The sequence below is a fragment of the Pseudomonas fluorescens genome (assembly GCF_900636825.1).
GTDB lineage: Bacteria > Pseudomonadota > Gammaproteobacteria > Pseudomonadales > Pseudomonadaceae > Aquipseudomonas > Aquipseudomonas fluorescens_BG.
In genome coordinates, this window is sequence record NZ_LR134318.1 from 1,848,235 (window position 1) to 1,869,789 (window position 21,555).

19 protein-coding genes are annotated in these 21,555 nt (G+C 55.6%); 4 read left to right on the plus strand and 15 right to left on the minus strand.

Annotated features, from left to right (window positions below; genetic code table 11):
- Position 1: 1 nt before the first annotated feature.
- From alc to puuE, 3 genes are all read right to left on the minus strand, one after another.
- Positions 2-997, minus strand: coding sequence for an allantoicase (gene alc, locus EL257_RS08495; protein WP_126361596.1), 996 nt, complete (start codon positions 995-997; stop codon positions 2-4).
- 87 nt (positions 998-1,084) lie between these two features.
- A complete protein-coding gene (gene uraD, locus EL257_RS08500) occupies positions 1,085-1,600 on the minus strand; it encodes a 2-oxo-4-hydroxy-4-carboxy-5-ureidoimidazoline decarboxylase (RefSeq protein WP_126361599.1) in 516 nt (171 codons plus the stop codon).
- Positions 1,597-2,523, minus strand: coding sequence for an allantoinase PuuE (gene puuE / locus EL257_RS08505; protein WP_126361602.1), 927 nt, complete (start codon positions 2,521-2,523; stop codon positions 1,597-1,599). Before puuE ends, uraD begins: the two co-directional genes overlap by 4 nt.
- A 431-nt stretch (positions 2,524-2,954) precedes the next feature.
- On the opposite strand from puuE, the gene uraH reads away from it, so the two are divergent.
- Positions 2,955-3,308 carry a hydroxyisourate hydrolase gene (gene uraH / locus EL257_RS08510; protein ID WP_008080901.1) on the plus strand — a complete coding sequence of 118 codons (354 nt, stop codon included), beginning with the start codon at positions 2,955-2,957 and terminating at the stop codon, positions 3,306-3,308.
- A gap of 125 nt (positions 3,309-3,433) precedes the next feature.
- On the opposite strand, the gene EL257_RS08515 is transcribed toward uraH, so the two are convergent.
- The 4 genes from EL257_RS08515 to EL257_RS08530 form a co-directional block, all read right to left on the minus strand.
- Positions 3,434-6,307, minus strand: coding sequence for a hypothetical protein (locus EL257_RS08515; protein WP_126361605.1), 2,874 nt, complete (start codon positions 6,305-6,307; stop codon positions 3,434-3,436).
- 293 nt (positions 6,308-6,600) lie between these two features.
- Positions 6,601-7,230 (minus strand): LysE family translocator, encoded by a 630-nt coding sequence (locus EL257_RS08520; protein WP_126361608.1) that lies wholly within the window; start codon positions 7,228-7,230, stop codon positions 6,601-6,603.
- Positions 7,231-7,318: 88 nt separating this feature from the next.
- Positions 7,319-8,668, minus strand: a complete 1,350-nt coding sequence (locus EL257_RS08525; protein ID WP_126361611.1) for an NCS2 family permease — start codon at positions 8,666-8,668, stop codon at positions 7,319-7,321.
- Positions 8,669-8,957: 289 nt separating this feature from the next.
- Positions 8,958-9,404 (minus strand): MarR family winged helix-turn-helix transcriptional regulator, encoded by a 447-nt coding sequence (locus EL257_RS08530; RefSeq protein WP_126361614.1) that lies wholly within the window; start codon positions 9,402-9,404, stop codon positions 8,958-8,960.
- Positions 9,405-9,486: 82 nt separating this feature from the next.
- Between EL257_RS08530 and EL257_RS08535 the strand changes: the two genes are divergently transcribed.
- A complete protein-coding gene (locus tag EL257_RS08535; RefSeq protein ID WP_126361617.1) occupies positions 9,487-10,653 on the plus strand; it encodes a PLP-dependent aminotransferase family protein in 1,167 nt (388 codons plus the stop codon).
- A gap of 166 nt (positions 10,654-10,819) precedes the next feature.
- Here the strand turns inward: EL257_RS08535 and EL257_RS08540 are convergent, their stop codons facing one another.
- The 3 genes from EL257_RS08540 to EL257_RS08550 all read right to left on the minus strand — a co-directional run bounded on the left by EL257_RS08540 (position 10,820) and on the right by EL257_RS08550 (position 13,817).
- Positions 10,820-11,191 carry a glutathione S-transferase N-terminal domain-containing protein gene (locus EL257_RS08540; RefSeq protein WP_126361620.1) on the minus strand — a complete coding sequence of 124 codons (372 nt, stop codon included), beginning with the start codon at positions 11,189-11,191 and terminating at the stop codon, positions 10,820-10,822.
- A gap of 105 nt (positions 11,192-11,296) precedes the next feature.
- On the minus strand, positions 11,297-11,842 hold the full coding sequence (folE, locus tag EL257_RS08545) for a GTP cyclohydrolase I FolE (RefSeq protein ID WP_003175229.1): 546 nt from the start codon (positions 11,840-11,842) through the stop codon (positions 11,297-11,299).
- A gap of 532 nt (positions 11,843-12,374) precedes the next feature.
- Positions 12,375-13,817 carry a hypothetical protein gene (locus EL257_RS08550; protein ID WP_126361625.1) on the minus strand — a complete coding sequence of 481 codons (1,443 nt, stop codon included), beginning with the start codon at positions 13,815-13,817 and terminating at the stop codon, positions 12,375-12,377.
- A gap of 742 nt (positions 13,818-14,559) precedes the next feature.
- Here EL257_RS08550 and EL257_RS08555 point away from each other — a divergent pair.
- A complete protein-coding gene (locus EL257_RS08555) occupies positions 14,560-16,605 on the plus strand; it encodes an acyltransferase family protein (protein ID WP_126361628.1) in 2,046 nt (681 codons plus the stop codon).
- 16 nt (positions 16,606-16,621) lie between these two features.
- On the opposite strand, the gene EL257_RS08560 is transcribed toward EL257_RS08555, so the two are convergent.
- The 3 genes from EL257_RS08560 to EL257_RS08570 all read right to left on the minus strand — a co-directional run bounded on the left by EL257_RS08560 (position 16,622) and on the right by EL257_RS08570 (position 18,304).
- Entirely contained in the window at positions 16,622-17,179 is a 558-nt protein-coding gene (locus tag EL257_RS08560; protein ID WP_126361631.1) for a Smr/MutS family protein, read from the minus strand.
- 74 nt (positions 17,180-17,253) lie between these two features.
- Positions 17,254-17,574: a hypothetical protein gene (locus tag EL257_RS08565; protein WP_126361634.1), complete on the minus strand. Its 321-nt coding sequence runs from the start codon at positions 17,572-17,574 to the stop codon at positions 17,254-17,256.
- A gap of 139 nt (positions 17,575-17,713) precedes the next feature.
- On the minus strand, positions 17,714-18,304 hold the full coding sequence (locus EL257_RS08570; protein WP_126361637.1) for a cysteine hydrolase family protein: 591 nt from the start codon (positions 18,302-18,304) through the stop codon (positions 17,714-17,716).
- A 239-nt stretch (positions 18,305-18,543) separates the two neighbouring features.
- Here EL257_RS08570 and prmB point away from each other — a divergent pair, with 239 nt between their 5' ends.
- On the plus strand, positions 18,544-19,452 hold the full coding sequence (gene prmB / locus EL257_RS08575) for a 50S ribosomal protein L3 N(5)-glutamine methyltransferase (protein ID WP_126361640.1): 909 nt from the start codon (positions 18,544-18,546) through the stop codon (positions 19,450-19,452).
- Between the two features lie 145 nt (positions 19,453-19,597).
- Here the strand turns inward: prmB and EL257_RS08580 are convergent, their stop codons facing one another.
- Positions 19,598-20,389, minus strand: a complete 792-nt coding sequence (locus tag EL257_RS08580; RefSeq protein ID WP_126361643.1) for a hypothetical protein — start codon at positions 20,387-20,389, stop codon at positions 19,598-19,600.
- Between the two features lie 99 nt (positions 20,390-20,488).
- Positions 20,489-21,442 carry an alpha/beta hydrolase gene (locus tag EL257_RS08585; protein WP_126361646.1) on the minus strand — a complete coding sequence of 318 codons (954 nt, stop codon included), beginning with the start codon at positions 21,440-21,442 and terminating at the stop codon, positions 20,489-20,491.
- Between the last annotated feature and the right edge of the window lie 113 nt (positions 21,443-21,555).

Sequence of the window (21,555 nt, forward strand, 5' to 3'; positions counted from 1 at the left end):
CTTATTTAGCGACCTTGCCGAGAACACGCAGGCGACTCACGCCACCATCCGGGAACACGTTCAGGCGGATGTGGGTGATCGGGCCCAGTGCCTTGATCTGCTCGACGAAGGTGTGCTCGGCGTGCATTTCCAGCTTCTGGCTTGGCAGCAGTTCGCGCCAGAACAGCGACTGGGTTTCGATCTGGCTGTCAGTACCGCCCTTGACGAACGCGCCCTGAATCGAGCAGGTGTCCGGATAGTTACCTTTGAAGTGCAGGGTGTCGACAACGATCTTCTCGATCTCGCCCGGATGACCCAGAGCGACGATCACCCAGTCATTGCCCGGCGTACGACGACGTGCGGTTTCCCAGCCGTCGCCCATGTTGATGCCACGGCCCGGGTTGAGGATGTTGCTCATACGACCGAAGTGTTCGTCGGAGCAGGCGAGGGCGCGGCCACCATTCAGGGCTGCGGCCAGATCGACTTGCTCGTTGTCGCCAACCGCCGACCAGTCGCGGAACGGAACACCGTAAACGCGCAGACGGGCAACACCGCCGTCCGGATAGATGTTGAAGCGCAGGTGACTGAACGCTTGGTCGTTGCTGATTTCGTGGTAGTGGTGGCTGTTGCCCTGCAGCTCGACGGCCGACAGCACTTCGGTCCACTGGGTGTTTTCATCCGGCTCGCCCGAGGCCAGGAAGCACGCTTCCAGCGAGGCCGATGGCGGATAGTTGCCGGTGAAGAATGAAGTGTCGATGTCCACGCCTTTGATCGAGCCCGGTACGCCCAGACGGATCACCGCGCTGTCGAAACCTTCGAAGCGCTTGCGGCGCGATTCCCAGCCGTCCATCCACTTGCCGTTGTCATCGAACACGCCCTCCTTCCATACGGCCGGGGTCGGTTGGAACAGACGATTGGCGTCTGCGAACCAGTCATCGGTGACCGAAATGATTTTGGTGCCCAGGCGGGCGTCGGCCAGGTTGACGTATTTTTCGAAAGGTACGGCGTAAGCTTTCATTCTTCTTGTCTGCCTTTGAATAAGTGGCTGGGGATGCTCGCAGGGCCCTGGGCGTTTACGCGTTCATTTACGCTCGGGCCAGGCTTGCTAGAGAGTCAGTAAACGGAACAGGGCAATCTTGTTGATCTCCGCCAGCGCGCACTTGAACTCGGCTTCTACCGAATTGTTGATGCGCGTTTCGAACGCCGCGAGGATCTGATGCCGGTTGCTGCCTTTTACCGCCATGATGAAGGGAAACTTGAACTTGGCTTTGTAGGCGTCGTTCAGCTCGGTGAAGCGCTGGAACTCTTCGGCCGTGCATTGGTGAATACCGGCGCCAGCCTGTTCATTGGTGCTGGCTTCGGTCAGTTGGCCCTGGACGGCGGCTTTGCCGGCCAGGTCCGGGTGAGCGTTGATCAGTGCCAGTTGACTGGCGTGATCGGCGCTCAACAGGATGTCGCTCATGCGCTGGTGCAGGGTTTCGATCTCGTCAATCGAAGCGTCCGCGCCCAGATCGTAGGCCTTCTCGGCCACCCATGGCGAATGTTCATAGATGTCGGCGAAGACCTTGACGAAAGCGTCGCGGCTCAGGGTCGACGGTTGCAAGGTTTGAAAGCGGCTCATTGGGCGGCCTCTTGGTACGGGTGGGTTTCGTGCCAGTGACGTGCGATGTCGACGCGGCGGCTGAACCACACCTGTTCATGACTTTTGGCGTATTCGATAAAGCGTTTGAGCGAAGCGAGGCGACCTGGGCGGCCGATCAGGCGGCAGTGCAGACCGATCGAGAGCATCTTCGGTGCTTCAGCGCCTTCGGCGTAGAGCACGTCGAACGCGTCTTTGAGATATTCGAAGAAATCGTCACCCTTGTTGAAACCCTGCACCTGAGTGAAGCGCATGTCGTTGGTATCAAGGGTGTACGGGATCACCAGGTGCGGCTTGCCGGTCGGGTTGTTCGGTTCCCAGTAGGGCAGGTCGTCGTCGTAGGTGTCGCAGTCATAGAGGAAACCACCTTCTTCCATGACCAGACGACGAGTGTGCGGCCCGGTGCGGCCGGTGTACCAGCCCAGCGGACGTTCACCGGTGAGTTCGGTGAGGATGCGGATCGCTTCGAGCATGTGCTCGCGTTCCTGCGCTTCGTCCATGTACTGATAGTCGATCCAGCGGTAGCCGTGGCTGCAGATCTCATGACCGGCCTCGACCATCGCGCGAATTACGTCGGGATGGCGCTGGGCAGCCATGGCGACCGCGAAAATGGTCAGCGGAATATCGAATTCCTTGAACAGCTTGAGAATCCGCCACACACCGGCACGGCTGCCATACTCGTAAAGCGATTCCATGCTCATGTTGCGCGCGCCCTGCAGCGGCTGAGCGGCGACCATTTCCGAAAGGAAGGCTTCCGATTCCTTGTCACCGTGCAGAATGTTGCGCTCGCCGCCTTCTTCGTAATTCAGTACGAACGACAGCGCGATGCGTGCATTGCCCGGCCAGTGGGGGTGAGGAGGGTTACTGCCGTAACCGATCAGGTCGCGTGGGTAGTCAGCGCTCACTGCAGTCTTCCTTCTTGTTCGTTGACAGATTTTTGTGGCGGCCTGACGGTGAGTTGCAGGCTGGTGTCACAGCGATGGGATGATTGTATACAACTTCAATCGCAATTTGTAAGCCTGAATTTTCGCATTTTTCACCGGCTGTCATCTTTCATGGAGAATGTCATCAGTCTGCAAGAAACCTGCCTGACTCGTCAGTTAATGGCTGTGGAGTTCAGTCATCTGGCGCCTTGCCGGCAGATCAGCAGTAAAAGCCCGGATGACGGGGACGGCAGAAAAAATGTCGTTTTTATTGTGTACAATTTTTTTCAAAAGTGTCTTAATCAGTCGCTCGCCGCAGCTTTTCGTGCTCCGAACTGGTGCGGTCTCCTTTTCAACTGACTTCGGGAGGCGCGAAGTCTGACTGCTTCCACGCAGGCAGGCGCGCAGAATCAATGGGACGTTTGACAACACACGTTTTGGACGCTGCACACGGTTGCCCGGGCAGTTCGATCAAGGTCGAGCTGTACCGCGTTGAAGGTTCGCAACTGGAATTGGTCGCCAGTGCCGTAACCAACAGCGATGGCCGGGTCGATGCACCACTGCTGCAAGGCGATGATTATCGAACCGGCGTTTATCAGGTTCAGTTCCATGCGGGCGATTACTACCGCGCCCGTGGTGTTCAGTTGCCGGAACCGGCATTCCTGGACGTGGTCGTGCTGCGCTTCGGCATTTCTGCCGAACAGGATCACTACCACGTCCCATTGCTGATTTCGCCGTACAGCTATTCCACGTACCGGGGCAGCTGACCCCCAAGCAGATGCCCCCAACCGGGAAGCGACTGCGCATATAGCTTCTTTGGTCTTTCGCCCGCTCACACTGCGGGCTTTTTTTTGCGCGTGATTCGCTGGCGGGTCAGCGCAATGGCGGCGCGTCAGAACATACGCATGTCATCGCGGACGATAAACACTAGATCCTGGGTGCCCGATACCTGCAGACCACCCTTGAGCCACACGATCTTACCGAGACTGTCGGCGTCACGAACGGCTTTGGCGGCGTCCTCACCGACACGGTCGTTCAGTGATGTTGCGGTTACCGGATCGGGTATTGCCAACAGTTCGATGGTGTCGCCGTTGACGCGATACACGCTCAGGAAAAACACCGAATCATGGCCGTCACGGGTAAATACCAGCGTTGGCCAGCCATGGGTGAGGGTGGGCTCGAAGACGGAGTAACCATTACGGGTCAATATCCCCGCCATCAGCTTTTTCAGGTTGAGTCCGCCGGGGCGGGCGTAGTAAGCATCCATCTCGGTACGGAAATAATTGGGATGAAAGTCCAGCCGCAGCAGCTCTTGAGTCGTCTGCGCCGGAAGCGTCAGCATGCGACCCTTGCCTGTCGGCTGCGCGGTGACCGCCAGAGACGGCAGCATCAGAAGCGGGTCGCACAGCTCCGGTCGACGGAACGGCCCGGGCTCACTCCAGTCGTGAATGGCCTGCCTCAGCGCGGTGAGTCCTGCACCGGTTGTGCGATCCGAACCATTGGCCAGAACGAATTGGGTTTTGGCGACACGCTTGATCGCCTCGGTCGAAAGCTCTGGCAATTGCTTGAAGACGCTCAGCGTCAGCGGGCGTTCAAACGGCAAGCGCGGATCGATGACCCAATGATTGTCCGGCGGCACTCGCGTTGCCCCTCGAGGCTGATGCTGCGGAGTGAGGATCAGCAATTGCTCGAACGCCTGGAAATTCGAAACCGGATGGTCTGCCTCGTAGGTGTAGACAATGCCGCTGTCCAACTCGGCGTTTGTTGGCAGTACTCGGTGCTGCTGGTTATCAACCGTAATGGATTCTTGCGATGACGGTTGAGAAGGGCGCGCAGGCTCGACCGTCGACGTCGCTTCGATTGCTCTGGCCGGGGCTGGCCTCCTGATGATAAAGACAGAAGGTGTTGAAAGCTTTTCCATTTCGACGCCGCCGCTGAGCCAGATGAGCTCATCGCGCGCGTGGGCCACAGTCAAAGCATCGCGGGTATCGGCAAGCAGGCCCGAGGCGAAATTCGCCGACTCTACATCGGCTGCCTTGTAATCGATAGACGCCGTCCGGGTGACGTGAATGGTCAAATGATAGAGCTGCTGCTCTCGCCGGAAAGCCACTTCGTTGCCTTTCGAATCGCTCAAGGGGAAAACTTCGTAGCCACTGCGGGTCAAAATCTTGCTGAAGATCTCGCTCATCGACAGCCCTGTCGTCGGCTCTGTGCTGACCAGATCCAGACGCATAGGTGCTTGTCCCGAGTCGACCGGCGCCAGCGCCATTGTCGCTTGATCGTCGACGTGAACCACCGGGGTCACCGGTAGCAATCGCAAAGGGTCGGATAATTCGCGAGGAGACATAGGGAAACGGCTGGCGACATCGCCAGTGCTGCTCGCGGTCGGGCTGCTCCAGCGCTCGAGTGTGGCTGCCACTACTTGCAGACCGTGGCTGGTCGGTAAATTCCTCGGATTGGCGCGCTCAAACAAGGCTCTGGCGACACTCAGCGAGGAAGCAGCAGAAAAGTTGGGGAACGCGGCAGCAATGGATTGAGCGATCGGTCGTTCAAACAACGGCCCTGTGACGTTCCATCCCACGGGCGAGGGCGTTGCTGGCGCGAGGACGGGGGAAGGGCTTGCGCGGGTGATCGCAACAGCTTTTACCGGTTGTATCCAGGGCTTGGATGCCAATATGGATTCAAAATAATCGAAGCTGTCCGGCCATTGGGCGTAATGAATCATCGCGGTGTTTTCACTCACACCGGGCAAGGTTCTGTAATACAGGTTGCCGATGCGAATACATCCTTCGGGGTGTGGCCTTTGATTGCCCCAGGTCAGCCATAGGTGCGGATTGAGTAGCGGCACCGCCACGGTGTCGTCCAGTCGTGGACGCTTGGCGGAGCTGGACGTTGCGTCGTTCTGCGGATCCGCAGCGGTTTTTGTTGCACTGACATTTTCAGGACGCTCACGCCAGCGTGTCGAACCTTCGATTCGCTGAAGCTTGGGGCCATTGGGCGTTAACAGTCGTCCGCTCATTGCCTGTAATCCACCGTTTTCCAGGGTCGCGACCATCACGGTGCCGAGGCTTTCCAGGTCGACGTATTTCCTTCCAGTCGAATCATGGCGAATGCCGTCCGCGTCCGCCGCGCTCAATGTATCCGCATGTTTTTTCGGAATGAGCAGTTGTGTCAGACGCACCGTCTGCAAGTGCAGCGGTATTTGTACATCCCACCCTTTATCTGACGCAGGCAGCGATTGCGAATGTTTTTGCCACTGAGGTTTGCCTGGGATTTTTTTCAGTGTCAGAAGATGGCTTTGCGTGGAGGTGGTCTGGACCTCGAAATGCCCGTCGTCGTTTTGTCTGACCCGGACAGCGCCGATACCGTCAATGTTGGCGCACAGGTCGCGACTCCCGTTGACGAAGAACAAACCGGAATCCCCGATCGGAACCAGTCTCCCCTTGAACACTTCCATGTCTGGCGGAAACTCGGAAGGTCCCTTTTGCACGGCCGGAATTTCCTTGACGATGACCACGGATTGTTCGTCAGCAAGAGGATCTGTCGCCACGTCAGCGCGGCTTGGCTCTGTGGCGCTGTCTATCTTTGCTAACGCAATCTCGGGATGTACGGCGCTGACAGGGTGCAATAGGCCGGAAGGATCATCCGGGGTGATGCGCGGCGGCGGTTCGTGCTCGGTGCCGAGCGCCGGGGTGGTATCCAGCGCAGTGCCCAGCGTCGTGCCGGGATTGGGTTTTCCGTCAATGGTTTTCGTTGTCTTGCCCACGTTGATCTCCAGTTAATGACGCGCAGATCAATTTGCGAGACGCGGCCGTGCGGGTAAGCGCCCAGCGTCCGGGCGACGCGTGGCGGGTGTCCGGTCTGCTCTGTTGATCAGGTTGTTTGCCTGGTCAGCCGAAAGGCTGCTGGCAATGGCAGGAGATTAACGAGGGATTTTTCGGCCGAGATATACATAGTTATATCTGTGTTGCCGGTTGTTGCGCGATGTTCAGTCGGGTTCGGGCAGCCATGCCGAGCATCGTTGTGACGCCGCTCGGCATGGCCAGAACCCCTGCGGGATCAGTGACTGCTCAGCAACGAAGCCGCGCCGGCGCCGCCGAACAGCGTGGCGCTGATACGGTTGAACCAACTCTGGCCTTTGCCACTGCGCAGATAGCGCGCGGCACCATGGGCGCCGAGGCCGTAGGTCAATTTGCACATCAGGTCGAGCAAGGTCCACGTCGCAATCATGATCAGCAGCTGCGGCAGAAACGGTTGCTCGGCGCTGAGAAACTGCGGCAGAAATGCGGCGAAAAACAGGATGTCTTTCGGATTGCTCGCGCCGAGAACGAAGGCTCGACCGAACAGGGCGCGAAAACGTGGAATTGCTGCGGCCTGCGGTACTTCAGCGCCGACCGAAGGCTGACGCGACTGCTGCCAGCTCTGCCAGGCGAGATAGAACAAGTACAGGGCACCGACGATTTTCAGCGCGCTGAACAGTTGTTCCGAGGCCAACAGTAAGGCGCCCAGACCCAATGCCGAGGCGCTGAGCAGACAAATCGACGCGGTCACGCCACCGAGAAACGCCGGGTAAGAGCGACGCAAACCGTAATTCAGACTGTTGCTGATCATCAGCAACGACAGTGGCCCGGGGATCAGGATCACCACCAATGCAGCGCCGCTGAACAGCAGCCAGGTTTCCAGACTCATCACTTTCCTCCTTTTTGTTGTATTGAAAAATGCACAAAAGCCCCACCCGTGAGGGTGAGGCTGTGTTGAAGCCTGAACCGCCGGACGCTTACAGGAAGATGAACTTGGCGATGAAGATCGCGCAGAGCACCCACAGACTGACGGAAATTTCCTTGTACTTGCCAGTACCGGCCTTCAACGCGACGTAGGTGATGAAGCCCAATGCGATGCCGTCGGCGACCGAGAAGGTCAAGGGCATCATGATCGCGGTCACGATTGCCGGGATCGCGTCAGTGGCTTCGTCCCATTCGATGTGAGCCATGCCGCCCATCATCAGCATCGCAACGTAAATCAGTGCACCGGCGGTGGCGTAAGCGGGAATCATGCCGGCCAGCGGTGCGAAAAACATTGCCGCTATAAATAGCACACCTACGGTCACTGCGGTAAGACCAGTCCGACCACCAGCGGCGACGCCAGCAGCACTTTCCACATAGCTTGTTACCGGCGGAACCCCGACCACGGCACCAAAAACGCTGGACGCACTGTCGGCTTTCATTGCGCGGGAGAGATTTTCGATACGGCCGTCAGCGTTCACCAGATTGGCGCGCTGGGCAACGCCCATCAGCGTGCCGGCGGTATCGAACATGTGCACGAAGAGAAAGGCCAGCACTACGCTGATCATGCTGACGTTGAATACGCCCGCAACGTTCATGGCCATCCAGGTCGGCGCCAGACTTGGCGGCGCGGACATGATGCCTTCGTAATGAACAAGGCCCAGACCCCAACCGGCCAGGGTGACCGTAATGATGCTGATGAGGATTGCACCGAACACGCGGTGGTAGCTGAGGATTGCGATCATCAAGAAGCAGATGGCGGCGAGCAGCGGGCCAGGCTCGCGCAGGGAACCGAGTTTGATCAGCGTAGCCGGACTGTCGACGACGATGCCTGCGGTTTTCAAACCGATCAGGCCGAGGAACAGGCCAACGCCGGCGCCCATGGCAAAGCGCAGGCTGACCGGAATGCTGTTGAGCAGCCATTCGCGAATCCGCGAGAAGGTCAGAATCATGAACAATACGCCGGAGACAAACACCGCACCGAGCGCGGTTTCCCAGTTGTAGCCCATCGTGCCGACGACGGTGTAGGTGAAGAAAGCGTTGAGGCCCATGCCCGGCGCGAGGCCAACCGGCCAGTTCGCATAAAGCCCCATGAGCAGGCAGCCCAGCGCGGCGGCGATACAGGTGGCGACGAAGGCTGCACCATGGTCGATCCCGGCATCGGCCATGATGTTGGGGTTGACGAAAATGATGTAGGCCATGGTGATGAAGGTTGTCAGACCGGCGATCAGCTCGGTCTTCACCGTGGTGCCATGCAAGCTGAGTTTGAACAGGCGCTCAAGCAAGCCAGTGCGTAATGGCGGCGAGAGATCCAGCGGCGATGCTTCGGATTTGCGGCTTTCCACAGCGAGTACTCCTCAAGAGTTTTATTGTTATTTCCAGGGCCGGACCCATGAGGGGTGGCAGCGGCCCTTTGAGGCATACGCGAATTTGTTGACCATGCGGTCAGGAACTCGCACGCTGTGGATTATGCTTTTGTGTACAAATAAAGCAAATATTGTTTTTGGTTTTGTTTACGAAAGTCCCGTCGATATAGATATATCGCCGCCGAAGGCCCCTTCGCGAGCAGGCTCGCTCCCACATTGAAATGCGTTCCCCTGTGGGAGCGAGCCTGCTCGCGAATAGATCAGCCAATCACCCAAGAACTGTCTGGCTGTTCCCCAACGCCAGATTCACCGTCAACCAGCCATCCACCGCCGCTTCCCCAGCCTCGGCAAACACCCGCTCCAGCAATTTCACCTGCTCACGACGCAGTGCCTGTTCAAACTTCGCGCCTTCCACGGTCAGTTCCAGCAGGCGCTTACGCTTGTCGGTCGTGGCGGCGACGCTGTCGACCAGTTGCATTTCCTGCAATTGCCGCAGCGGCATGTTCAACGCCTGTTTGCTCACCCCGAGCAAGGCCAGCAATTCCTTCACACTCAGATTCGGATAGCGCGCGATGAAAAACACGATGCGCTGATGCACCCGCGACAGTCCGCGACGTTCCAGCATTTCATCAGCCTTAGCCGTGAAAGCCTGATAGCCGAAGAAAAACGCTTCCATCGCCTGCTGTTGGCTGGCAGGATTTTTAAGGTCAAGCATGTTGACGTACTCGCTAAAGCTGGCGTAATTTCAGTCAACCAGTTTGACTCATTTTTCAGACGCCTAGCTACCGGTGACTTCCATGGCTTTTTCCGAACGTGTCTCGCGCCTTAAAAGTTCTTTGATCCGTGAAATCCTCGCCGCTGCTCAGCGTCCAGAGGTGATGTCGTTCGCCGGCGGCTTGCCCGCCGAAGCCATGCTGCCGAAAGTCGACTGGGCCGACATGCCGCTGTCGCTCGGCCAGTACGGCATGAGCGAAGGCGAGCCGGCATTGCGTGAAGCCCTGGCCGCAGAGGCGCGAGCGCTTGGCCTCGATTGCACCGCAAGTCAGGTGCTGGTGGTCAGCGGCTCTCAGCAGACACTGGATCTGGCCGCCAAGTTGTACATCGACAAAGGCACGGAAATCCTTCTGGAAGCGCCAACCTATCTGGCGGCACTGCAAATTTTCCAGTTGTTTGGCGCCGATTGCCTGACCGTGGCGCAAGAATCCGATGGCCCGAATCTCGCGCATTTGCGCACGCGTCTGGAACAGCATCGCCCGGCGTTCGTCTACCTGATCCCGACGTTCCAGAATCCATCTGCTGTGCGCTACAGCGAAGCCAAACGCGCGGCGGTCGCTGCATTGCTGGACGAGTTTGGTGTGACGTTGATTGAAGACGAGCCCTATCGCGAACTGACTTTCGACGGCGGCAGTGCCAAACCCATCGCCGCCCGCTTGCACACATCCAGCTGGATCTACACCGGCACCGTGTCGAAAACTCTGCTGCCGGGGCTGCGCGTCGGCTATCTGATTGCCAGCCCGGATCTGTTCCCGCATTTGCTCAAGCTCAAGCAATCGGCGGATCTGCACACGAACCGCATCGGCCAGTGGCAGGCGCTGCAATGGATCGGCAGTGAAAAATATCAGCAGCATCTGCGCGAGTTGCGCGGCTTTTATCGGCAGCGGCGCGATGCATTTCAAGCGGCGCTGGTTACGCATTTCGCCGATCTGGCGGACTGGCAAATGCCCCAGGGCGGACTTTTTTTCTGGCTCACCCTCAAGCAGCCGCTGGACACGCGCACGTTGCTGGATGATGCGTTGGCCCATGATGTCGCGTTTATGCCGGGTGAGCCGTTTTTCCCCGAGCCGGATAACCATCACGGCCACTTGCGCTTGAATTTCAGCCACATCGATCCGGCGCGACTGGATGAAGGGTTGAAGCGATTGGCGGCGGTGGTGCGGCGGGCGCAGCTAGAAAACGCGGCCTGAAAACAAATAAACCGGCGTATGCGCCGGTTTATTTTTGTCTGAAATTCGCTGTGTCTGTGCGCGCCTCATCGCTGGCAAGCCAGCTCCCACAGTGATCTGTGGCGTTCACAAAACTTGTGGGAGCTGGCTTGCCAGCGATAGGGGCATCAGCCACACCCCTTAAACATCAGACTGCAGCAAAGCGCTTGTCCAGATAATCAATAATCACCTTCGACTCATACATCCACGTCGTCTGCCCGTTTTCTTCAATTCGCAGGCATGGCACTTTGATCCGGCCACCCTGTTCCAGCAGCGTCTGGCGGTCCTGCTCGTTGTTTTTCGCGTCTTTGAGCGCCACCGGTACATTCAGGCGATGCAGCGTGCGGCGGGTCTTCACGCAGAACGGGCAGGCGTGGAATTGGAACAGCGTCAGATCCTTCGCGGCCGCGTCCACCTGCGCTTGAGCAGCGGCGGGGCGCTTTTTCTTGCCGGGGCGGGTGATGAAATCGATGAAGATAACCAGTTGGCCGAGGCCGACACGAAGCGCTTTGACGAACACGTTGAAAGCCTCACGATGCATGTTGAGAAAGGCGCGCAGCTTACCCGATTTTTCACGGGCGAAAAAAAACCGGCGATGAATGCCGGTTTTCTTCGTACCGCGGGATTACTTGATCAGGCTGAGAAACTCGCTGCGGGTAGCCGCGTTTTCACGGAATTCACCCAGCATCACCGAAGTGATCATCGACGAATTCTGCTTCTCGACACCGCGCATCATCATGCACATGTGTTTGGCTTCGATCACGACCGCCACGCCCAGCGCACCCGTTACTTGCAACACGGCATCGGCGATCTGGCGGCTCAGGTTTTCCTGAATCTGCAGGCGACGCGCATACATATCGACGATCCGCGCGACCTTCGACAGGCCCAACACTTTGCCGCTCGGGATGTACGCCACATGCGCCTTGCCGATGAACGGCAGCAGGTGATGTTCGCACAACGAGTACAACTCGATGTCCTTGACCAGCACCATTTCGCTGTTGTCGGAGCTGAACAGGGCACCATTGGTGACCTCTTCGAGCGTCTGTTCATAACCGCGGCAGAGGTACTGCATGGCTTTGGCGGCACGCTTTGGCGTGTCGAGCAGGCCCTCGCGGGAGACGTCCTCGCCCAATTGGCCGAGGATCGCGGTGTAATTCTGTTCCAGTGTCACAGAGCTTTTTTCCGTATGGGTTCTAGAGGGGTACGGTTTCTGTCTGTACCCATTTTTACCAATGAACCTTGATCAAGCCCCCGTCGTCACTCCAGTCCTGACTGGGAACAATCCCTTAGGAAGTCGAAGTGACATCTGCACGTTGCGGCCAAGCTGATTCTGGATGAACTCGAGGTTCATGCGGGTCATGGGCCTTATGGTAGCGCAAGTATGCCATTTGTTGTATTGCTGTCTAGGTTTGATCTTCGTAGCGACAAGGGCCCACCTAAAGTGTTTCCGCTCATGGTTGCCAATGAAGCCTGTCCGTCCCAGACTGGCGATTACCTTGCAGTATCCATTGTCGGTGCCGAAGCACTTCACGGTTCACTCATCTTGGGAGCGAATCGGCGCAGGTCTGCGCGTTTTCGCACGGCAATTCGTAGCAACCAGTCCACGCTCAAAATTTGCTTCGTGTATGACGATCCAATCGGTGCTCTTCACTTGATACCTACTTCTAAAACAACCGTTGCTCGCCCGTAGTGTGAGCTGCTTGTTAATAAAAGTATTCCTTTTTGATTTCTGAAGTAGGATGCTGTACGGATTCCTTGGCGCTTGTGTAAAAGGACAAAACAAGTGTCAAATATATCGCTGCGCCAACCAATAATTTTCCATTGCTAAGTTCACTTTTTATATTTTTTGAAGAGCCGAAAGAGATTGCGCAATATGCAATCAAATGCAATGGGAGAAAAAACCTGGTCTCAATTGCCCCGGGTGTAATAGCGAGCGCAGGTAATAATAATAAACTTAGCCATAAGACGCTTCGAAATGTTTCCGGCCACGCTTTGTGCCTAGCGATTATGAGCAGGATAAAAAATATACCAAGAACGCAAACCGCAATGCTTGCGAAGGAGCGAATATTGCGATCTCTCGAAGGTTTAGTGGTGTATGGGTCTGGGTCCCGTATATCCATGCCGTTGATAAAATGTTTAGCATAAATTCTAGCGAAAGTGATTGGATGATTAATGATGGTGGTTAGCATCTTTGATACGCTGATGTCTCCCTGATCCAAACCAAATTCTTCAAATACGCGCTCACCCAAAGGGTCTAGATAATAAATAGGATATATCGCGCCGCTTGCGGGGATGTAGCCTGTCTCGTACCTTTGTATGGTTACGCCCCACTTTAACTGGTTGGCGTACAGTGAGGTTTTTTTGTCATCAGTGATGACAAATGGTGATGGGAGATTGAGATGTTTGATGTTAATCATTATCTGCGGTAGCGAGGCAAAAGCCGCACCTGAGACAAAGATAGCTGTAAATAAAAAATTTTCGATATGGGTTCTTTTTTTGAGGGTAACGAAGGGGATGATTGGAACCAATATTAGCAGCGGAAATAAGTATATTGTTCGAGCGTTATAGGCGCCATACGCCATTATTCCCGCAAGAAACAAGAGTATCAGCGGAGAAAGTATGTTGTTTTGCTGTGAAGATTTCAATATGAGATAAAGGGAGGCTATTATCATGCATAAGGCTGGCAGGTCGCTTAGCGGATGCGCCAGCAGACCTGGGAAAAATATCGCCACCAATATTGGAGGGGCTATCCGGCGGTATAAAGATGTCTTGCCACCGATAAGTTCTGTAAATACATAAGGCAGCATAATAGAAAGCGTGTAACTGAATAGTGCTGCTTGTATAACATATAATCCCAGGTAGCCTGTAGCCGGAAATGTCTCGAATATAAATCTAGGAAAAGCCAGTATTAGGGGATAAAAAAAACCTCGCATGGTTTTGGGGAAATCCATGTTCAGTATTAAGGAGCTGTAATGCCAGTAGGCGTTAGAGTCACCTACGAACTTGATCGCGCCGATGCTCAGCTGAGCAACGAAAATAACGATTAAGGTCCCTACAAATGCCGCAAGTATTTCTTGGCGCTGAATAGCTCGGATCATATTCTGGAATTTATAGTTGTGATTGGTATTGTATGTGTCAATGTCCATTCGTATTGTTCCGAAATTTTAAGTCGTGCGCGATAGCAATTCTGTGTTCTAAAATGGTGCAATGCCGCCATAATACTACATTTTTGCGGTTGTTTATCGAACTTCATCAAGCATTGTCAGGATCTTTCTTGCGAAGAGACGTGAAATTACGATCCATTATAATAGCTCTCGGATCATGCGGGATTGGCAAAAAATATAGGCAAATTGTGCTCGTTTGCCTCGTGTCAACCATGTCGAAATAAATCGGGATAATGGGATAGGAAAGCGCTGTAAAAAGCGAACACCAGCACGCATGTGCGAACGTGGGCTGCGCTCCTTTGCCCTCACTTGTCAGGAGCCGCGCTCGCGCTAAAGCCCACCCGGTAGCCGGCGCAAGCACAATGTGATTCAGTCATGCTATGGAAAGAGATAGGTCCCGTTGGACAATGCGTCACCGTGCGCGACGTTTAGCTTGAAAATTGGCGCACGGAGGTCTTGAAGCCTTGTCACCAAGTTTACGCCACTAATGTGTCGTACCAAGCCCAAGTCTTTTTTATCGGAAAGGGCGAGAAAGGACTGCAGCTTGCCTGGTTTTGACCTCGGTGGCTGAAGCTTTGCGGCCATGGACGCGGCGGCCGGGAGCTGTCGATAGAGCTTCGGACCTGAATTAATTGGAATTAATTTTTGCTGGAAACTACAATGCCGGGTTTTGTATCCGCTTATCGTGCGGGTTTTAATACAGTTTTGACTAGGGAATTACTTAATGGGCTCGAGTGTTTCGTTTGAGTTGATGTCGAAACAGGCCTCGTCAGGAAGCAAGTCTGTAATTGATAATCAACATTTAAGCTATCGCCCTGATATCGACGGAATGCGTGCGCTTGCAATTCTCGCGGTTGTGATATATCACGCGTTCCCACAATTTGCTACGGGCGGATTTGTCGGGGTTGATATTTTTTTTGTAATTTCAGGATATCTGATATCTAGCATAATATTTAAAGGCGTGTCGGCAAATGATTTTAGTCTTGTTGATTTTTATGAGCGACGCGTCAGGCGGATATTTCCGGCGCTCCTGCTCGTGCTATTTTCCACTTTTATAACGGGAGCAGTGGTTTTGATGGGGGGGGAGTATGTGACCCTTTCAAAGCATATTATCGCAGGTATCAGCTTTGTGCAGAACTTGGTAATGTACACCGAGTCTGGTTACTTTGATGCGACCGTCGAAACAAAGCCTCTTATGCATTTGTGGTCATTAGGCATCGAAGAGCAATTTTATCTGCTGTTTCCAGTTTCTATAATTATTTTTTCTAAGCTCGGAATTCGAAAACTTTGCGCGCCTGCGCTTGCACTGGCATGCGTGTGTTCATTTGGTTTCGGTTTATATTATATGTCCGACATGCCGGCAGGCGTTTTTTTTCTACCACAGTTTAGAGTTTGGGAGCTGCTGTTTGGTAGTTTGTTAGCTTATATGACCGTTTTCAATGCCCACCATTTGCGTATATTCATGACGAAGCCTGTTTGCAACAGTGCCTCGCTCGTGGGGAGCGGGCTACTGATCGCAGCAGTCTCTCTTATCGATAAAAATAAGCAATTTCCCGGTTACTGGGCGCTGCTTCCCGTCCTAGGCTCTACTTTGTTAATCTTTTCGGGGCCGGACGCGTGGGTCAATAAGAGGATACTTGCTTCACGCTGGTTGATTTTTATCGGTCTGATCAGTTATCCACTGTATCTATGGCATTGGCCCATTTTCTCGTTTTGCTACATATTTCTGTCCGGTACACCCAGCGTTACATTGAGAGTCGCTTTAGTTGTCTCAGCGGTAATATTGGCATGGTTGACGTACAGGTTTGTTGAACTGCCCTTGCGCCGATACATATCTGGTCGTGTAGCTGTAAAATCTCTAGTCTGGCTGGCGATTTCGTTCACGGGCGTTGCCGCAATAACCATTTTACAACAGGGTTTCCCGCTTCGTCATGACGAAAAGCAACAGTTTGCCGACTACTTTGAAAATTCAAAACCTGATTGGCGTTATTTTAAAGCCAATGATATTCCAGGGAAATTCAGATATGATTGTGACTGGTACAACATGGATGCCTTCATTAGAGGGTCGGCGTCGAATACGCCAGTTCCTAACATAGCGGAAAAATGCTTCAAGTCCAAAAGCGATAAAAAAATCATGTTTTGGGGGGATTCTCACGCACAGCAATATATTTATGGGGTGACACATGAGTTGCCCAGAGATATAGCGATTCTCAGTGTTGCGAGCTCGGGGTGCCTGCCAAATCTTCCTGATTTTGATGCATCGGCTGCTGAGTATTGCAAAAAATCAAATAAATTTGCGATTCAGGCGATAAAGGATCAGAAACCCGATGTGGTCATCATAGCTCAGGTGCTTTGGCACGATGTGTCGAGTAGTCTGCCTCAACTGGCAGCTGCATTAACCTCTTATGGTGTAAAGCACGTGATAGTTATGGGCCCCGTTCCTCTATGGGACGGTAGGCTTAATCAAATTGTATTGCAGAAATATTGGGGTTCCACGCCGATTTATTTGAAAGACGAGCTCGTCAAAAATGTGTTGGATTCTGATATTTTGCTTAAAGGCAAATATGGCGCTGGGCAGGGAGGCTTTCAATACGTGTCGATGATTGACCTGCTCTGTACTGATAAAGGTTGCCGAACCTATATAGGGGCTGATCGAAAAACTGGAATGACCACATTTGATAATAGCCACCTTTCTCCGGTTGCATCTATTTACACTGCTCAGACTTTATTGGTTCCTTTGATAATAAAAAATATCGAAGAGGAAGAATAGTTATCGCCTTTCAGGATTATTCGTCGCGGCCTTCCATCATGGTGCGTTTGAGCATCACGTAAACCGCGCCGGCGCCACCGTGGCGAGCTTGGCAGGAGCAAAATCCGAGCACTTGCGCGTGCTGCCTCAGCCAGGTGTTGACGTGACTTTTTATCATCGGCCGCTTGCCGTCCAGACGCACTGCCTTGCCGTGGGTGACGCGCACGCAGCGGATTTCGAATTTGGTCGCTTCAGCGAGAAATGCCCAAAGGGTTTCGCGGGCCTTTTCGACGGTCATGCCGTGCAGATCGAGGCTGCCTTCGAACGGGATCTGCCCGACCTTGAGCTTGCGCATCTGGCTTTCCTGCACCCCATCGCGCGCCCACATCAACTCGTCTTCCGGGCCGACGTCGATCACGAACTGATCGGACAGACCATCAACGGTATGGGTGTCAGTGCGCACAGTGGCAGACTGGCGCAGCTTGGCGATCTGCGCGCGGTCAGCCTTGGGTTTGCCGGTGTCGGCGCGGTCGTGCTTGATCGGCTTGACGCCCTGGATCGCACTTTTGAACAGAGAAAAATCGTCGTCTTGCATGTCAGCCTCCGCGAAGGGCGGCCAGTTTACCCAAGTCGAAACAAAACGGCCCGGCAAAAAGCCAGGCCGTGGAGTCAGTCGTGTTTTTTCATCAGGTGCGGGGACATGTTCAGTTCCCGCGATTGCCGTGCGCGACGGCGGCAGCGGCGCCACAGGGCGACACCGAAATACAGAAACAGCAAACCGACCGCCAGAATGATCGCCGAGCCCATCGGCGTCGCATTCAGCTCGCCGAGCGCCGGTGGTCGTCCGAGCAGGCTGGCTGCGCCGGCCATCGCCAGCAACACGCCGAACGTCGCCAATATGGCAGCGAACGCCGCGCCGAAGCGAAAACGCCAGTTGCTTTGGCCTTTGGGCCGCAAGCGGCGTGCGTCAAATCCATCGGATAACTTCATTCCGACCTTCCTCAATGGGTATCGGCCCTTCGACCGGGAGTTGACCGGGTTGTTCCTGAGGCTATGGCATTTGCGGAAAATGAGAGGATTTTGCAGATGAGCGGCGCCGTGAGCCGCCCATCGGAGCCGTCGGTGCGGATCAGATCAAGTCTTGCGTCAAGGCGAGGGTGGCGAAGTTATCGGCCATGATCGCCATCTCCGCTTCCTGAACCCGTTCGGCACTCAGCACGCCGCCCTTGAATGGCAAATCGCGAGTCGCGCAGGCGTCCTCTACCAGCGTGCAGCGGAAACCAAGATTCTTTGCGGCGCGCACCGTGGTGCTGACGCTGGAATGGCTCATGAAACCGCAAACGATCAAGTCCAGCGAGCCAAGGTTCTGCAGGCGATCAAGCAGCTCGGTTCCATGGAACGCGCTCGGCAGCAGCTTGCCGATAATGGTTTCATCGCCGTGCGGTTCGAGGCCGGGGATGAATTCGCCGCGCTCACCCTGCGGATCGAACAGGCCACCGACGGTGCCGAGATGACGCACGTGCACGATCGGCCGACCGGCGGCACGGGCTGCGGCAACCACTTGTTTGATGTTCGCGACGGCCGCGTCCATGCCACTCAGGGCCAGCGGGCCACTGAGATATTCTTTCTGGGCATCGATGATGACCACGGTGGCATGGCTCAGTGTGGCCGCTGCGTAACCGCGACCGCTGAGTTGAAACATCGTTTTTGGAACGGACATTCTGGGGCTCCTCGGGGTGGGGCTTTTGCGACATTGTCCTCTGGCTGAGCGCTTCTGTGAATCGCTACCAACGTAGACGCCGTCGTTACTGGCCTGCAGCCTTGTCAAGTTACACGTTCTGTTCAATAGCTGATGCAAAAAAAAGAAAACTCCTACCCTTGGCGAGATGTTTTTCCCGCGTCGTCGTCGCGCGTTTTGGCTGGTAGAATCGCCAGTCGTTTTTTCTGGAGTTCTACGCCGTGATCACTTCCCGACTTCGTACCCTGCGCGACCACATCCGTTGGGCCGTCAGCCGCTTCCATGGGGAGGATCTGTTTTTCGGCCATGGCACCGACAATGCCTGGGACGAAGCCCGGCAGCTTGTGCTGGGAGCGTTGCACCTGCCTTGGGAAATCGCCGATAGCTATCTCGACTGCGCGTTGGAGGACGACGAACTGGTCAACCTGCAGCGCCTGCTCAAGCGCCGCATCGAAGAACGCATTCCCACGGCTTACCTGCTGGGCGAAGCGTGGTTCTGCGGTATGTCGTTCATTGTCGACGAGCGCGTGTTGATCCCGCGTTCACCGATTGGCGAGCTGATCGAAAACCGCTTCGCACCGTGGCTGGGCAACGAGCCGGCGCGGATTCTCGATCTGTGCACCGGCTCCGGTTGCATCGGTATTGCCTGCGCTTACGAGTTCGAGAACGCCGAAGTGGTGTTGGCGGATCTGTCGTTCCCGGCGCTGGAAGTGGCCAACCGGAACATTGAACGTCATGGCGTCGATACGCGCGTTTACACGGTGCAGGGCGATGGTTTTGATGGCCTGCCGGGGCAGCGTTTCGACCTGATCGTATCGAACCCGCCTTACGTGGACGCGGAAGATTTCGCCGACATGCCGGACGAATATCAGCACGAGCCCGAGCTGGGCCTGGCCTGTGGCGATGATGGTTTGAATCTGGTGCGCCGCATGCTCGCTGAAGCGGCCGATCATCTGACCGAGAAGGGCTTGCTGATTGTCGAAGTGGGCAATAGCCAGGTGCACGTCGAGGCGTTGTACCCGGAGGTTGATTTTGCCTGGCTGGAATTCGAGCGTGGCGGGCATGGTGTGTTCATGTTGACGGCTGAACAGTGCCGCAACCACCAGGCCTTGTTCGCGTCCCGTGTTTAACACCTTAAACGGTCGCAGAGCGTCCTGGTCTGCATTACCACGCAGAGCATGAAGACGATTAGAGCAAAAGATCGCAGCCTTCGGCAGCTCCTACAATGGAATGAGTACATCCTGTAGGGGCTGCCGGAGGCTGCGATCTTTTGATCTACCGGTGCGTAGCAATCCAGATCAACAACCCAGCCTGGAACACCGCGAACGCCACCAGACAGGTAATGGTAAAGCGCAGTCCGGCGTCTTCGCGCTTGAACTTGCTGACTTTTTCTTCCTGCTTCTTCAGCTTCACTTCCTGCTCGGCGAGATTCTGCTCAGCCTGCTGAAGCATCTGCGCCGCTTCCAGAATCTCGACGATCTGCAGCTTTTCGCTGTTCCAGTCGCCGAGCAGATCGCCAACTTGCACAGCCTTGATGCTGCCTTTCAAATGCTGCGCATCAGCGTAAGCGACTTCAAAGCCATGCACGCGCAAAAAATGATCGCGACGCAGGCGGGTGTCTTCGTTCAAGGCATCCTTGTTGTTCAGATCCATCGCGTCGACGGTGTAAGTCGGCCAGCGTTTTTTCGCCCAGTTGATCCCTTGCGCAGCCATATAGCGGCCGATGCCACGGTTCAGCGGTTCGATCTGCAAACCGCTGTCGGGGCCGAAATGCACACGTTTGGCGGCGTGATCGACCCACACGTCCAAGTGATTCTGCTCCTTGCGCACACGCTGACCGGGCAACTTGATCGCCATGCGTAGCAGGCTGCGATCCTTGGCGTTGCGCTCGGCATAGCCGAATTCGACGAAACGCAAGGGCCGGCCGCCGGTGTGTCGATCGGTCTGCAACGGGGCCAGGCGGAGCATCCTGGTGTGCTCGGCATGGACATCCGCCCACGGCAATTCGACCGCTGGCGGTGCGTTTTTTTCAGCGCTGATGTCGGGTGAAGTTTGAGTATCAGTCATAACGGCGAGATCCTGTCCAAGCCCTGCTTGTCGCCAGCGATAGCGCTGGCGACAAAGGCTTATCGGCCGTTTTTGCCGAGACTGGAGGGCAAAACGCAGTTAACTGGCGCGAAGTCCGTCAATAAAATCGATGATCGCCGCGCCCAATTCGGCGGCCAGCGGCAAATTCGGATCCTTGTAAGAAGCCAACTGCCGCTTCATGTCGTTGTGCACGATGCGCAGCACATGGTTCATGCCTTCGATGACCACCAGTTCCGCGTCCGGTTTGGCTGCCTTGAGCAACTTCGCGTCTTCGGTGCCGACCTGGATGTCGTTGCTGCCCTGAACAACCAGTGCCGGAATCTTCAATTGCGCGAACGCCTTCGCCGGATCCTGGCGGAACAGCGAGATCAGGTACGGCTGTACGCTCGGGCGGAAAATCACCTGCAACGGCTGCGGCACATCGGCATCGGTATGGCCAGCCTTGAGGCTGTCGAGCAATTGGTTGCTGCGCAACATCAACGGCGGCGGCAGGCTGCGAGCCAGTTGCTCGCGGATCACCTGATCGACCGGGCGTGCGCTGCCGGACAGGGAAATCAGCGCGGCGGCATCGACGCCGGGCGCGGCCAGCGTGGCAATCATTGCGCCTTCGCTGTGGCCCAGCAGGATCAACGGGCCGAAGCGCGGATCAGCCTTGAGCTTGCGCGCCCAGGCCTGAGCGTCGGCCACATAGGCTTCCACTGACAAATTACGCTCGTCCGGGGTCGCCGGCAGACTCGCCGCAACCCCGCGCTTGTCATAACGCACGCTGGCGATGTTGTGTTTGGCCAGCACCCACGCCAGCCGTTTCAGGCTGTCGTTGCGCCCGCCGTCGGGGTTGTTGCCGTCGCGATCGGTAGGACCGGAGCCAGAAATAATCAGGACAACGGGCACCGGGCTGTCGGACTTTGGCAGTAGCAACGAGCCGAAAAGCTCGCCGCTACCGGTATCCAAAGTTACCGGGCGTTGTAGGACCGTCGCTTGGGCAAAGCCCGTGAAGAGGGTAAGACTCAAGATCAAAACTCGCAGCATCATCGCGCCATCATTTGCCAAGGTGCCGGTTGGACTCACCCGCACCGCTAAGGTTCGAGGATGAACTACTCGGTTAGCCTGCGTATACTGGCGCGCATCACGAATTCGGGTTTGAT